The sequence below is a fragment of the Collinsella sp. AM10-26 genome, assembly GCF_003472525.1.
Taxonomy (GTDB): Bacteria; Actinomycetota; Coriobacteriia; order Coriobacteriales; family Coriobacteriaceae; genus Collinsella.
In genome coordinates this window covers 222420-236264 of record NZ_QRMC01000003.1, presented here as the reverse complement: position 1 = coordinate 236264, position 13845 = coordinate 222420, and the positions used below count along the sequence as shown (strand labels likewise).

The 13845-nt window shown below is 59.7% G+C and carries 12 protein-coding genes and 1 riboswitch; of the genes, 5 read left to right on the top strand and 7 right to left on the bottom strand.

Annotated elements, in window-relative coordinates; genetic code table 11:
* Positions 1-73: 73 nt before the first annotated feature.
* Positions 74-1825 carry an ABC transporter ATP-binding protein gene (locus DW123_RS04075; RefSeq protein WP_118273490.1) on the top strand — a complete coding sequence of 584 codons (1752 nt, stop codon included), beginning with the start codon at positions 74-76 and terminating at the stop codon, positions 1823-1825.
* Positions 1818-2564, top strand: coding sequence for an energy-coupling factor transporter transmembrane protein EcfT (locus tag DW123_RS04070; protein WP_117763752.1), 747 nt, complete (start codon positions 1818-1820; stop codon positions 2562-2564). The genes DW123_RS04075 and DW123_RS04070 overlap by 8 nt, the downstream gene beginning before the upstream one ends.
* Positions 2565-2689: 125 nt before the next feature.
* Here DW123_RS04070 and DW123_RS04065 read toward each other — a convergent pair whose 3' ends face one another.
* Positions 2690-3436: an aspartate/glutamate racemase family protein gene (locus tag DW123_RS04065; RefSeq protein WP_233502225.1), complete on the bottom strand. Its 747-nt coding sequence runs from the start codon at positions 3434-3436 to the stop codon at positions 2690-2692.
* An 84-nt stretch (positions 3437-3520) separates the two neighbouring features.
* Complete coding sequence (locus tag DW123_RS04060; protein WP_118273489.1) at positions 3521-4777, bottom strand: ATP-grasp domain-containing protein; 1257 nt, start codon at positions 4775-4777, stop codon at positions 3521-3523.
* 396 nt (positions 4778-5173) lie between these two features.
* Between DW123_RS04060 and DW123_RS04055 the strand changes: the two genes are divergently transcribed.
* Entirely contained in the window at positions 5174-6307 is a 1134-nt protein-coding gene (locus DW123_RS04055) for a glucosaminidase domain-containing protein (RefSeq protein ID WP_118099004.1), read from the top strand.
* A gap of 56 nt (positions 6308-6363) precedes the next feature.
* Here the strand turns inward: DW123_RS04055 and DW123_RS04050 are convergent, their stop codons facing one another.
* The 5 genes from DW123_RS04050 to DW123_RS04030 form a co-directional block, all read right to left on the bottom strand.
* On the bottom strand, positions 6364-7755 hold the full coding sequence (locus DW123_RS04050; RefSeq protein ID WP_118273488.1) for a protein kinase: 1392 nt from the start codon (positions 7753-7755) through the stop codon (positions 6364-6366).
* 71 nt (positions 7756-7826) lie between these two features.
* Entirely contained in the window at positions 7827-8249 is a 423-nt protein-coding gene (locus tag DW123_RS04045; RefSeq protein ID WP_117735261.1) for an XRE family transcriptional regulator, read from the bottom strand.
* A 48-nt stretch (positions 8250-8297) separates the two neighbouring features.
* Entirely contained in the window at positions 8298-8741 is a 444-nt protein-coding gene (locus DW123_RS04040; RefSeq protein WP_117735262.1) for an FxLYD domain-containing protein, read from the bottom strand.
* Between the two features lie 164 nt (positions 8742-8905).
* Entirely contained in the window at positions 8906-9229 is a 324-nt protein-coding gene (locus DW123_RS04035; protein WP_147351606.1) for a hypothetical protein, read from the bottom strand.
* A 2-nt stretch (positions 9230-9231) separates the two neighbouring features.
* Positions 9232-10419, bottom strand: a complete 1188-nt coding sequence (locus DW123_RS04030) for an N-acetyldiaminopimelate deacetylase (protein WP_233540163.1) — start codon at positions 10417-10419, stop codon at positions 9232-9234.
* Between the two features lie 144 nt (positions 10420-10563).
* A riboswitch (Lysine riboswitch) is annotated at positions 10564-10732 on the top strand.
* Between the two features lie 65 nt (positions 10733-10797).
* On the opposite strand from DW123_RS04030, the gene dapA reads away from it, so the two are divergent.
* Both dapA and dapB read left to right on the top strand, forming a co-directional pair.
* On the top strand, positions 10798-13107 hold the full coding sequence (dapA, locus tag DW123_RS09730; protein ID WP_147336100.1) for a 4-hydroxy-tetrahydrodipicolinate synthase: 2310 nt from the start codon (positions 10798-10800) through the stop codon (positions 13105-13107).
* The gene (gene dapB / locus DW123_RS04020; protein WP_199406643.1) at positions 13100-13840 is read left to right on the top strand and encodes a 4-hydroxy-tetrahydrodipicolinate reductase; all 741 of its coding nucleotides are present in this window, start codon (positions 13100-13102) and stop codon (positions 13838-13840) included. Before dapA ends, dapB begins: the two co-directional genes overlap by 8 nt.
* Positions 13841-13845 lie beyond the last annotated feature (5 nt).

The following is a 13845-nucleotide window of genomic DNA, read 5'->3' as shown; positions in this document are numbered from 1 at the left end:
ACAACTAGCTCTTGGGGACGTTCTTAAACGACTAGTCATGTAAGAACGTCCCCAATGACTATGAAAGGTATCCATGGAAACGATCATCAACGTCGACGATGTCTCGTTCTCCTATGGCACGCAGACCGAGCAGGCGCTTAGCCACATCTCGCTCAGCGTGAACAAGGGAGATTTCATCGGCATCATCGGGCCCTCGGGCGCCGGCAAGTCCACGCTTTCCGCCTGCCTGTCGGGCGCCGTGCCCCACCACTACACCGGCACGTTCTTTGGGTCCGTCATGGTTGACGGACACGACACCTGCGAAGTCTCGCTCACCGACGTGTCGCAAATCGCCGGCAGTGTGCTGCAGGATATCGACACGCAGATGGTCGCTTCGGTCGTCGAGGACGAGATGCTCTTTGGACTCGAGAACTTTGGCGTTCCCCACGACCAGATCGAGCAGCGCGTGAGCGAAACGCTCGAGACCGTCGGCATCAGCGACCTGCGCGACCGCGAGATCGCCACCCTCTCGGGCGGACAGAAGCAAAAGGTAGCCATCGCCGCCATCCTCGCCATGCGTCCGCGCGTCTTGGTTCTCGACGAGCCCACCGCGGCACTCGACCCCGCCAGCTCCACGCTGGTCTTCGAGACGCTACGTGAGGCAAACCGCGCACTTGGAATCACCATCGTCGTCGTTGAGCAAAAGGTCGCCCTGCTCTCGGAGTACTGCAACCGCGTGCTCGTGCTCAACCATGGCGAAATCGCGCTGCAGGGCGAGCCACACGAGGTCTTCGCGCATACCGACGAGCTCCGTGCCATCGGCGTCGACTGCCCTCGCGTCACGCGTATCTTCAATAGCCTCCAGGCCGATGGCCTGGTAAGCGGTACCCCTTGCTTGGATGTCGATGAGGCCGAGCGCCTGATTTCGGGCATCGTCGACCCCGCACACGCAAGCAGCGACATTCAGGCACCCGCCGGCTCACCGCACGCACCGTCGTTGCGCCCGCACGCCAAGGACGCCGAACCCGTGCTCACCTTCGATCATGTTGAGTTTGCCTATCCCAATGGCGGCGCCGCCGTCCACGACCTCAACCTGACCCTCTATCCCGGCGAGCTCGTGGGCATCGTCGGCCAGAACGGTGCCGGCAAGACCACGCTCACCAAGCTGCTCACAGGCCTGCTTAAGCCCGCCTCGGGCAGCGTGCGCGTCACGGGACTGGATACCGCAGCCGTTCCCACGAGCCGTATCGCCCGCGAAGTTGCAACCCTCTTCCAAAACCCTGACCGTCAGATCTGCAAGGACACTGTGCTCGACGAGGTCGCCTTTGGCTTGGAGCTTGGCGGCATGGACCGCGCCGAGGCTCTGCGTCGTGCTCAACTCGTCATCGACCGCTTTGGCCTGCCTGCCGATGAGGCACCTTTCTCGCTTTCGCGCGGTCAGCGCCAGATGGTGGCACTCGCCTCCGTCGTAGTTGTTGAGCCTAAGATCGTCGTGCTCGACGAGCCCACGAGCGGCCTTGATTACCGCGAGTGCATGACCGTCATGGAAACGGTGCGCACCATGGCCGAGCGCGGTTGCGCCGTTATCATGGTCTGCCACGATATGGAAGTCGTTTCGGATTTTGCCGAGCGCATCGTGGTGATGGCAAACGGCCGCATCCTCGACCGCGGCCGCACGCACGAGCTATTCTCGAACATCGATCTCATGCGGCGTGCCTACGTGGAGCCTCCCCAGGTTATTGAACTCTCGCGCCGTCTGGCATCTTCCGTCTCGCCCGCTTTTGCGCAGGTGAGCGAGGTCACCGATGTCGTTCGAATTACCAAGGAGATGGTCCACCGTGGTTAACGTCATCGACTACATGCCGGGCGATACGCTGCTGCATCGCCTGAACCCCGTTGTCAAGCTGGGCCTCGCCGCCGCCATCATCGTCGGCATCTTCTTATCCGACACCTATGTGGCGCTGCTGGGCTTTTTGGCACTCACCCTTGCTCTGGGTGCCTATGCCGGCGTCGTCAACCGTCTGTTCTCGCTACTCAAGTTGCTGATTCCGCTCGCGCTTATCATGCTGGTGCTCCAGCTGGCCTTTATGCGCGATGGCAACGTGGTGTGGGGCCTTATCACCGACACGGGCCTCATCACAGGATCGAAGGCCTGTCTGCGCCTGCTGGGCGTGGCGTTACCACTCATCCTCATGCTCATGGTGACCAAGCTCAACGACCTTGCCAACGCCTGCGTCGAGGTGCTGCACGTGCCGTATCGCTATGCCTTCACCTTTACCACGGCGCTGCGCTTTGTGCCGGTGTTTGGTCAGGAGATGAACGCCATCATGGAGGCGCAGACCGCACGCGGCGTCGAGTACGACACCAAGAACCCCATCAAGAAGCTTAAGCTCATGCTGCCACTGTGCGTGCCACTGCTCATCTCGAGCGTGGGCAAAACCGATGCCACGGCCTTGGCGGCAGAACAGCGCGGCTTCTATCTGCGTACGCGCGCCAGCTCGTACAAGCGCTACCCCATCAAGGGCCTGGACATCGCCGTGCTCATCGCCAGCATCGCCCTCATCGCCATCGGCTTCCTGTTCTAGTTCACCACTGACAGCAACCGCCCAACGCAAAAGGCCTCGGCTCGCACCAAACGAGCCGAGGCCTTTACTGTTTCAACAGATAAAACCTACCAAAATAAACCTGTCCCTTTTTGGCAGGTCGGAAGCTACAGGCGATAGAGTGCGCCGCTGCGGATGATGGATTCGCGCACCAGGACATCCATGGCGTCGAGGGTGATCTCGGGCATCTCGCGATACTTTTGCAGCACCGAGAGCTCCGTGCAAGCCAAAATGACACGGTCGCAGCCACTGCGGGCGAACTCCCACATCACGCGATCGAACTTATCCATATCGGGCTCACGTCCGGCCTTCACATCATCGTAGATAAGCGACATCACATCGTTCTGACGTTTCTCGCTGGGATAGACAACCTCGACACCTGCCGCCTCGCACTCGCGCCCGTAGACGCCGGCACCCACGGTGCCGTCGGTTCCCATAATGCCAATCTTGCGAACCGGCTCGGCCGGCATGCTCAAGTTGGGGTCGAACTCGCACTCCCCCATCACCGCACCCGCAAGGGCATAGCGAACCGACTCGCGCGGCATGTGAATGATCGGCACCCTGGTAAACGACTGGATCTGGTCGTAGAAGTAGTGTGACGTGTTGCAGGGAATGGCAATGTGCGCACAGCCCAGCGACTCGAGTGCCTGGGCACACTCTTTCATGGTCGCCAGCAGCTTGGCATGCTCGCCGGTCTTAATGGCCAGCGTGCGGTCGGGCATGGTCGACTTGGAGAGCACCACCATGTCGATATGTTCTTGATCGCAGGCAGCAGCCGTATGACGCACCACCTGGTCGTAGTAATACGACGTGGCCTCGGCGCCCATGCCGCCGATAACTCCCAGCTTTTCCATCGCCGCCTCCTTGGTGACGCTTGCGCAATTGCGCGTATCATACCCGCGCCCGCCCGATGTAAACCGGACGGGCGCCGCACTCATCTACTTGTAATACGTCTTGAACAGCTTAAAGTGGCGCAGCTTGGTGTGCCACATGCGCAGCCAGCGGTTAAAGACAAAGTCGCCCTTCATAAACGAAGGGTCGGCGCCCTTGCCTTCCTTGTCCAGGCGATGCACCTTCGCGCGCAACTCGGGATCCTTGACGTACTTGTCGACGACGCCCATGGGAACGACCATCCACAGGGCCTCGTCCTGCGCCGTCACAAACTCCGGCTCAAACGGGCGGTTGAACACATACTCGTCCACCACATACTTGGCAACGTTAAAGCCGCTGTTGGTGACGTAGTAGTTGCTGCGACCCTGGCGCGTGTTGAAATCGAAGAACTTAAACGAGCCGTCGCGCTCGTCGTACTTAACGTCAAAGTTGGAATAGCCCACAAAGTGAAGGTCCTCGAGCAACTTGCGCACGCCACCCATAAGCTCGTCATTGGACTCGGTGATGATGCAGGCGTGATTACCGACGCCATGGGGCTGATGCTCCTCGAGCAGCACGTGGCCCAGGCACATCATGCGGACCTTGCCGTTGCGGTCGGAATAGCTGGTGAGCACGCGCATGTACTCGTCGTTGCCGGGCACGCGATCCTGCAAGATCAGGTCGTCGGTGTAGCCGCTGGCATACGAGTCGCGAATGACCTGTTCCAGCTCAGCACGGTCGGCAATCTCATAGGCCTTTTTCTGGCCCTCGAACTCGTGCTGCCACCACATGATGCCGTCGGAAGGCTTCAGGATCATCGGGTAAGGAAAATCGATCTGGTCGAGCACTTCGGCAGGTGCCTCGCCTTGGGCATTCAGCATCGCCATGGTGAAGGTAAAGGTATGCGGATAGGGCACGCCATGCTTCTCGCACAGCTCGTAGAAGATCTCCTTCTTCTGACACAGCTCAAGCATGCTATAGGGAGCGTAAGGCGCGACGATGTTATCCGCCAACTCATGGGCATCCTTGGCCTGAGCCACGAGGGCAACATAGTTATCTCCACAGCCCACAAGGACAATCGTCTTATCGGCATGCGCTTGGGCAATGCCGTTGACGGTCCCGAGCATCACGGGCATGGTATCGATATCCACGTTGGGCGTGTAGTCGATAATCTGACTGCGGTACGCGGGACCCGTCTGATACTTGCCAAAGACCAGACTCTTGACCTGGTACTCCTCGTAGAAGGCGCGCGCCACCGAATAGGCGTTGATGTCGCCACCGAGCAGCACGGGGATAAACTCACGCTCTGTAAACTGCAATGCCATGGATACTTCCTATCATCAACTGCCCATACGCTGAGCGGTCTTTATGCAACCTGTTTATTCTAACGTGCCGGGCCGTCTCCTCCTAAAGCTCCACCGTATCTATGGCAATCAACGCAATTATCTAGTATGAAAGCCACGCTCACCGCGATAGGGCCCTGTAGTTGCAAAACCCCACGTTAAGAGAGCTTTCACAGCCCAAAACTCGCCCACAAACAGGTCCTCGTAACGTTAAAGTTGAACTCTATGGTTTCTCAACAATTCGATATAACTGCAGGTCAAAGCCAAAGCCTCAAGTTCAACTTGACCCTTTAGAACCTTTAAGGTTCAAGTTGAGGTCGAAAGCAGTAGTAGAATACCTTTCGAACCATAACCTACGATTGATTGCAGAGGGACTGGATGCAGCATTCGAATCATCGCACCGCAGCGCTCATCGCGTCGAAGCCGGCTCGTATCATCACGAGCGCCGCGCTCGCCGTTGCACTGACGGCCTCGCCGATGCTCTCCCCCGTCGCGGCATATGCCGCCTCGCAGGCAACGCAGGATCAGCTTTCCGCCGCCCAGCAGAAGATCGAAGCCGCCACGGGCGCCTACAACGAGGCCCGCACCAAGCTCGAGGACCTTCAGAAGCAAATCGACACCAACGAGGCCAGCATCGAGCAAATCGAAGCCGAGCTTCCCGATCAGCAGGCCAAGGCGAGCTCCGCCATGCGCGATCTGTATAAATACCAGAAGGGCACCAACCCCATCGTGAGCTTCCTGGTCAATGCGCAGAGCCTGGGTGAGTTCATCACGACCTGCAAATACACCAACCAGATCACGAGCTCGAGCGTCGATGAGATCGATGAGCTCAACAAGATGCAGACCGAGCTCGAGCAGAACAAGACTGAGCTCGAGCAGGCCAAGTCCCAGCTCGAGGCCGAGCAGAAAACCGCCGAGGATGCACTGGCGCAGGCCCAGCAGCTTCGCAGCGAAGCCCAGGCAAAGGCCGAGCAGGAGAACGCCGCCGAGCTGGCCAAGCTCGAGGCCGACAAGGCTGCTGCCGCCGAGAAGCTCGCGGGCACTGGCGTGAGCGGCAACAACTCCAACAGCCAGGCAAATAACTCCAACACCACCATCGATACCACGGTGAACAACCCCAATACCGGCAACTCCGATTACGACTCGTTTATCAACGAGTGGACCAGCCGTATCGACAACTACCTCGCCGGCTCCCCCCTGGCAGGCCAGGGCTACAACTTTGCCGTGGCCGCCTGGAACACCGGTGTTGACCCTCGCTGGTCCCCCGCCATCGCCTGCATCGAGAGCAGCAAGGGCCTCTATTGCGCCAATTCTTACAACGCCTGGGGCTGGAGCGCCGTTGGCGGCGGTTGGCGCAGCTTCGGCAGCTGGAGCGAGGGCATCTCAGCCCACGTTGCCTATCTTGGTCGCAATTACGGCTCCACGCTTACCCCGGAAGCCGCCAAAAAGTACTGCCCGCCCACCTGGCAGGACTGGTACAACAAGGTCGCCAGCCAGATGAACCGCATCTAAACTCAACGTCGAAGGGCCCCCATCGGGGCCCTTTTTTCTTTAAGCAGTACACCACATTAGGCGACGATGCCGGTCGCATTGCCGATGGCAACAACCACGATCATGATGGCGACCAGAATCCCCAGCGCTTTGAGCCACAGCGTGACAAACTCGCGACCCCGATAGCGATCGAGCACGGGAAAGCGGCGCCGAAGCCTGCGGCGGTCGAGCATGCCAAACGCAATGAGCACCACCATGCCATCGACCATAAGAAAATACTCAAGGGCCAAAAACCACGTTGGATAGCTACGGTTGGCTCCCGTGGGCTGGAACACGGCAAAATGGCTTCCGACGAGCAGCAGCAAGGTTGCTGCATAGATAAAGCCGTTCCATATACGCCCGATGGGCTCCGGGATCCGCGAAAGCAGGCCCTTGTGGCAAGGGGCCACCATCGAGACATCTTGGGACTGTCGCGCGGTGGATGCCGCCGTTTGCGGAGCAGTCTGCGTCGCTGAAGGCTCCGTCTCGCCAATCGAGCCAGGCCCAGGCAGGCACAGCTCATATGCCGCGCGCGCAGCGTGCCCGAGCGCCTCCGCGCTTGCAAAGCGCTTGGCCGGATCGAGCGCCATCGCCATGCAGACAACATCGGCAAGCGGGGCGGGAACGCCACGCGCCTCGCATTGCTCGCGCATGTTCCGTCCCGGCTTAGGATCGATCCCCGTCAAGCAAAAGAACAGGAGTGCGCCGAGCGCATAGACATCGCTACGCACGCTCGTCTGCCCAAAACCATATTGCTCGGGCGGCGCATAGGGTCGCGTTCCAAACTTAACCGTGTCGGCATCGGCTCCGTCACGCCATACCCGCGCAATCCCCAAATCGATAATCACCAGTGACGAAAAGGTCATACCCGCGTCGGCCGTATATCGCACACCCGAGACGATAATGTTCGAGGGTTTGAAATCACGATGAATCACCGGCACCGGACGCTCTCCGGCCGCCGCAAAGCCGGCATGGAGCTCAGCGGCTGCATCGCAAAGGGCGCCAAACAGATCGCACGCATAATCGGGTGTCGCGCCCAAACGTCCCACCAGGGCCTCAAGCGTTTCGCCTTCGATATATTCCATGACCACGCAAAGCTCGTCGCCCACGCGGCGGCAATCGACAATCCGGGGCAAGTGCTCATAGCGTCGTCCGGCGCGCTGGGCCGCAAACAGACGCTCATATACCCCGCCAATCTGGGCCGATGCGTCGATACGCTTACGAACAAAGGGGCCGAGAGACCCTCCGCCAGAGCCCTCAAAGTACACGAGCTCGGTCGTCTCGACATCCGAGCGCTTGAGCACCCGGTCTACGCGATAGCTATCATCGCGCTCGAGTGACGCCAGGTGGCCGGCGAGCGCGGCGGTCAGCTCATCATCGGAATATGTTGGGCTCTGAGTATCCATAGCGTCCATAATAACGCAGGGCACGGGCGCCCCATGACGCCCATGCCCTGCACGTTCGAAATATCGTGACCGACTCTTCCGCCGGCAGACAGCCGCTAGCTCACCGTCTCCTCGCCAAAGCGGTATAGCTCCTCGTTTACCTTTTGCAAGCTGCAGCCGCGATCGATGCAGAAAATGATGATCGCATCACGGCGGTCCTTGCAGTTGAGGACGTTGGCGCCCGCCGCCGTCAAGGCGCGGTTGGCCTCTTTGAGCGTCAGCGCCATGGCAAAGGCAATCTGCAGCACTTTATTGCGACTCGGATGCCGCGTGCCGGTAAAAATCTGATAGCCAAACGTCTCGTTGAGGTCGGCCATACGGACCACGCGCGAACGCTCCAGTCCCTTTTCCTGCAGCAGCTGCTTTAGGTAATCAGAAAGCGATGGGGCGGCAAAGTCGTGTTCCCTTATGTAGCCATCGATACTTGGCGCATCGAGAAGCTCGTCGAGCAGCTCCTCGGTCAGTTTTTTATCGGGCACGCGGCTTCGCCTCCCCAGCTCGCACAGTAATCATGTTATTAATTCTAGTTAAAAGCCGCTCACATCAGAACGCTCCCAGCTAGCAACCTGGTCGGGAGATACCGTACTCAACGCTTCGAACTTCCAGGTGCCGCCCGCTTTTAGATGGTTAGTGTTCGCAAGAGCCGTTCCCACCTGATTGCCGTCCGCGTCATACAGAACATACTCAATCTGAATGTAGCTTTGCTCTTTATCCGTATTATTGGTCAACGTGCCGGTGATCTTATATGCGAACTGATTAGACGTATCCCCTGCCTCATCCGAAACCGTATAGGGCTCTTGTGCCTCTTTTTGTTCCTCGACCTGCTGGGTCTGCTCAGCAGATTTTGCCGCATCACCCGTAGAAGAACCAGACGAGTTGCCACCCATAGAACCTACGGCCCCGACAACAACGAGCACCACGATGACGCCCAAAATGATCTTGCCGATCGGTTTCTTTCCCTCTTTTGCCATTATGCATCCTTCCAACTATCCGGCTACCGTGCCGGCACACAGCACATCGTAGAAAGGATTGAACTTGGATTCATTAGCTGAGAGCTAAGGCTGCGGTAAACGGCCAATGCAGTTATCCAAACGCCGAGCAAACGCACTTTACGCGACCGTCTGCTGGCAGTGCATCAACCCACCGTGACGGATTCCCCGGTAAAGGTGCTCACAACCAACAGGATAAAGAAGGCCAAATAGCTGATGCTCAGCAGGTAGGCAATAACCAAAAAGATGGTCCATCCAACATTGCTCTTGCCTTCGGCACGGCGCTGTTCGCGAGAACGACACAGCCAGATCGTCACGCCAATAGCGACAATCAGCAGCACGAGCGCCGCTGCGGCTAGCCCGGCAAGCGCAAACATCACGCCAATGCCCACAGCAATAACCGGGAGCAGCAGCAAGCCGCACCCGCACCCACCAGGACTGTACACGACAGATTGTCGGCGTCGCCTCATCGTCACTCCATCACAAGCAATCGTTTGTAGACATTGAGGCCTTTGAGTAGGATTTCCTCGTCAAAGAGCATGGTATCGGTATGCAGAGCGCTCATCGTATAGGCTGGGCAGCCATCAGCATCGATCGGGTTTTCTTGTCCCTCTGGCACGCCCGTGCCCAGCAAGAAGAACACGCCCGGCAGATGGCGCTGATAGAAGGCGAAGTCCTCGGCAATTAACAGCGGTTCATCCACGAGTTGCAGCTCGGACAAGGCGGGCGCAATATGGGCGAACAGCTCGGGGTCGTTATCGACTGGCGGATAGCCCTCGGCAAAATTGAGATCGTACGTGCAGCCCGTTGCGGTGCACGCCTCGTCGAGCACACGGCGTACGCCCTCGCGCGCACGGTCGAACATGGCGTCCGTAAACACACGCAAGCTACCGGCAACATGGGCCTCCCCCGCCACGGCGTTACAAACGGTGCCGGCCTGCAGCAGGCCGAACTTACCGATACAGGGCTCATCAGCGCCTAGCTCGTCCATCAGCTCGCGCTCGGCAACCAAGAACTTGGCAGCCGCCAGCGCCGCATCGTGCGATTCCTCGACCGGAACCCCATAGGTCTTGGCGATATGGATGCTCGTCCCGTGAATGTGCACATGCGTCTCGCTCGAACGTGCCAGCAGCGGACCGGGGCAGCTCGCCAGCGTGCCGGCGGGAAGGTCGGGCCACACGTGAAAGCCAAAGATGCGGTCAGCACCGTAGCGCTCGAAGACGCCGCTCTCGCACACATTCTTGGCACCACCGGTTGTCTCCTCGGCAGGCTGGAACACAAAGAGCACGTTACGTTTAATGGTGCCCGGCTGCTCGCGAATCGTACGGTTGACATACGTCGCGGCGGCAAGCGCCGTGGCCATGTGCCCGTCGTGCCCGCAAGCGTGCATCTTACCGGGATGAGACGAGGCGAAGGCCGCACCCGTCGCCTCGGCAATGGGCAGCGCATCCATATCCGCGCGAATCGCCGTGGCATGCGTGGCACCAACGCCAGCGTCAAAGAAAGCGCAGACGCAGCTGGGGCACGGATGGGTCAGCTCGCAGTCGAGCGGCGCCAGCACGCCCTCGATATAAGCGATCGTCTGCGGAAGATCGAAATCGAGCTCCGGAATCCTGTGCAAGTCGCGCCGATAGCGACGGAGTTCTTGGAGCTCGGTCATAGAGAATCCCTTCGTAAGGCACATCTGTTGCAACTTATTGTGATACAGGATTGTGGCACACATGTTTCCAGCATATCCCTGCATTTTTTAAACGTTATATACGAATACTCTTGTTTGGTAAAGTGCAACGTGGTAGGGTCTTTACCACTTGATAGAGGCGCGGGCACGAAGAGCCGCGGGCGAGTCGGCAGACTTTGACCCCGTGGGGAGGCGAAACCCGCCGAACTGGGTTTTTCGGGCACGAACAGCCTGGTGGGCCTGCGGGAAACACCCGCAGGACTGTCTGCAGCAATGCGGGAGCGCTATCCGGACATTGGGTCCACGCTATGCGGATTCGATGCGCAGGTAGCGCCGTCTGGATAGCGAGGTTTACGGGACATGTCATTGACTCCCAACGAGGCATATGTGGCAAAGAAGCCGTTTGTGGACAAGGAAACGCTCGAGCATATCGTTGAGCAGTTCCCCACGCCGTTTCATCTATACGACGAGGCGGGCATCCGCCGCAACATGCAAGAAGTGCGCGACGCCTTTGCATGGAACCCGGGCTTTAAGGAATACTTTGCCGTCAAGGCCAACCCTAACCCGGCACTTATCTCCATCCTCAACGAATACGGCTGCGGCTGCGATTGCTCGAGCTATACCGAGCTCATGATCGCCCGCTCACTGGGCATCACCGGCCACGACATCATGTTCTCGTCCAACGACACGCCGGCGGCCGACTTTGAGCTCGCCGACAAGCTGGGTGCCATCGTCAACTTTGACGACATCAGCCACATCGAGTTCTTTGAGCACGTTGCGGGGCCAATCCCCAAGACGGTCAGCTGCCGCTTTAATCCGGGCGGTCTGTTCCAGCTCTCCAACGGCATCATGGACAACCCGGGCGACTCCAAATATGGCATGACCACCGAGCAGCTCTTCGAGGCCTTCCGCATGCTCAAGGCCAAGGGCGCCGAGGACTTTGGTATCCACGCATTCCTTGCCAGCAACACCGTCACCAACGACTACTACCCCAAGCTCGCGCGCATCCTCTTTGAGCTTGCCGTACGCCTGGAGCGCGAGACCGGCGCACACGTCGCCTTCATTAATCTATCTGGTGGCGTCGGCATCCCCTACCTGCCCGAGCAGCAGGCCAACGACATCCACGCCATCGGTGAAGGGGTACACACGGCCTACGACGAGATTCTGGTTCCCGCCGGCATGGGCGATGTGGCGATCTGTACCGAGATGGGCCGCTTTATGATGGGCCCCTATGGGTGCCTGGTCACCAAGGCCATCCACGAGAAGCAAATCTACAAGGACTATATCGGCGTGGACGCCAGCGCCGTCGACCTCATTCGTCCCGCCATGTATGGCGCTTACCACCACATCACGGTGATGGGCCAGCCGGGTGGCGACGACAAGACCACAACGCCCGTTACGGACACCTACGACATCACGGGCAATCTGTGCGAGAACAATGACAAGTTCGCCATCGACCGCGAGCTGCCACATATCGACATGGGCGACCTGCTCGTGATTCACGACACCGGCGCGCATGGCTACTCCATGGGCTACAACTACAACGGCCGTCTGCGCTCCGCCGAGGTCCTGCTGCGCCCCGATGGCTCGGCAGACCTCATCCGCCGCGCCGAGCGCCCGGGCGATTACTTTGCCACGCTCGACGTGCTGCCGTGCGGCCGCGAGCTGCTGGCCAAATCGCGCGCCGATGCCGCCCGCCGTCGCGCTCAAGACGAGCGCCTAGCAGTCGCCGCCCAATGGAACAAACGCGTCCAGATCGCGGAAGCGAAGGAGAAGAACATGGATATCCGCAATCTCGAGGGCTCAATCGTCGCCCTTGTCACGCCGTTTAAAAAGGACGGCAGTGTCGACTTTGACGCGCTTGAGCGCCTTATCGATTTCCACCTGCAAAATGGCACTGACGCCATCCTCACCCTGGGCACCACCGGAGAGAGTGCCACGATGACCGACGACGAGGACAACTCCGTTGTCGCCGCAGTGGTCAAGCAGGTTGCGGGCCGCGTCCCCGTTATTGCCGGCTCGGGCTCTAACTCCACGCAAACCATGCTCACTAAGTCGCTCACTTACCAGGGCTTGGGTGCCGATGGTCTGCTGCTCATTACCCCCTACTACAACAAGTCTAACGAAGAGGGTATCTACCAGCACTTTAAGACCGTGGCCGACGCCGTGGACATCCCCTGCATTCTGTACAACATCCCAGGCCGCTGTGGCTGCGGTATCAGCGAGCGCAACGTAGAGCGCTTGGCCGCGCACCCCAACATCATGGGCATCAAGGAGGCCTCGGGCAACGTCGCCTACGCGGCCAAGATCGCCCACCTGCTGTCCGATGACTTCCGCATGTACTCGGGCGAGGATGCACTCACCGTGCCGCTCATGAGCCTAGGCGCTTCGGGTACCATCAGCGTGTGGGCCGACGTACAGCCGCAACTCGTGCACGACATGTGCCGCGCTTATCTGGACGGCGACGTAGCGCGCGCCCGCGATATCCAGATTGCCGGCCAGCCGCTCATCAACGCCCTCTTTAGCGAGGTCAACCCCATCCCCGTTAAGGAAGCGCTCGCCCAGATGGGCATGATCGAGGCAAACTACCGTATGCCGCTATGCCCCATGGCAGACGACACGCGAGCCGCACTTACCGATACTCTGAAGGGAGCTGGTCTGCTTGATTAAGACCGTCATTATGGGAACGGGCCGCATGGGCTCGCTCATCCGCACTACCGCCGAAGGAATTGTCGACGCCGCCGGGCAGCCCGCTTTTGATATCGTGGCCCAGATTGGCTTCGATTTGAGCGAGCTCGAGAACGCACCGGCTGCCGATGTGATTATCGACTTCTCGAACGTCGTGACCTTCGACGCCGTCGTCGCCTATGTCGAGCGCACGGGTACGGCGTTGGTCTCGGGCACCACAGGCTACACTCCCGAGCAGATGGACCGCCTGCGTGAGCTGGGCCAGAACGCCCGCGTTATGCACTCGGGCAATTACTCCATCGGCATCGCCGCCCTGCGTCATCTAGTGGCCCAGGCCACGCGCGAGCTGCCCGGCTTTGACTGCGAGATTGTCGAGACGCACCACAACCAAAAGGTTGACGCCCCCAGCGGCACCGCCAAGCTGCTGCTCGACGCCGTAGTCGAGGCCGAGCCCGAGGCAGGCTACCACCCCGTCTACGGACGCGAGGGCATGTGCGGCGCGCGCGACCCCAAGGAAATCGGTATGCACTCGTTGCGCGGCGGCACCGTCGCCGGCGTGCACGAGGTGAGCTTCTTTGGCCAGGACGAGGAGGTCACGCTCACGCACCGTGCCACGAGCCGCCAGATCTTCGTCAACGGCGCCCTGGCCGCCGCCCAGAAGCTCGTCACCCGCGAGCCCGGCTTCTACACGTTCGACCAGATCATGTTTGCCTAACCAGG

Bases quoted from the DNA above. Each gene is read 5' to 3' on its own strand.
- DW123_RS04075 (WP_118273490.1), top strand. From the start codon at position 74: ATGGAAACGATCATCAACGTCGACGATGTCTCGTTCTCCTATGGCACG.
- DW123_RS04065 (WP_233502225.1), bottom strand. From the start codon at position 3,436: ATGGAAAAGCTGGGAGTTATCGGCGGCATGGGCGCCGAGGCCACGTCG.
- DW123_RS04060 (WP_118273489.1), bottom strand. From the start codon at position 4,777: ATGGCATTGCAGTTTACAGAGCGTGAGTTTATCCCCGTGCTGCTCGGT.
- DW123_RS04055 (WP_118099004.1), top strand. From the start codon at position 5,174: ATGCAGCATTCGAATCATCGCACCGCAGCGCTCATCGCGTCGAAGCCG.
- DW123_RS04040 (WP_117735262.1), bottom strand. From the start codon at position 8,741: ATGGCAAAAGAGGGAAAGAAACCGATCGGCAAGATCATTTTGGGCGTC.
- DW123_RS04035 (WP_147351606.1), bottom strand. From the start codon at position 9,229: ATGAGGCGACGCCGACAATCTGTCGTGTACAGTCCTGGTGGGTGCGGG.
- DW123_RS04030 (WP_233540163.1), bottom strand. From the start codon at position 10,419: ATGACCGAGCTCCAAGAACTCCGTCGCTATCGGCGCGACTTGCACAGG.
- dapA (WP_147336100.1), top strand. From the start codon at position 10,798: ATGTCATTGACTCCCAACGAGGCATATGTGGCAAAGAAGCCGTTTGTG.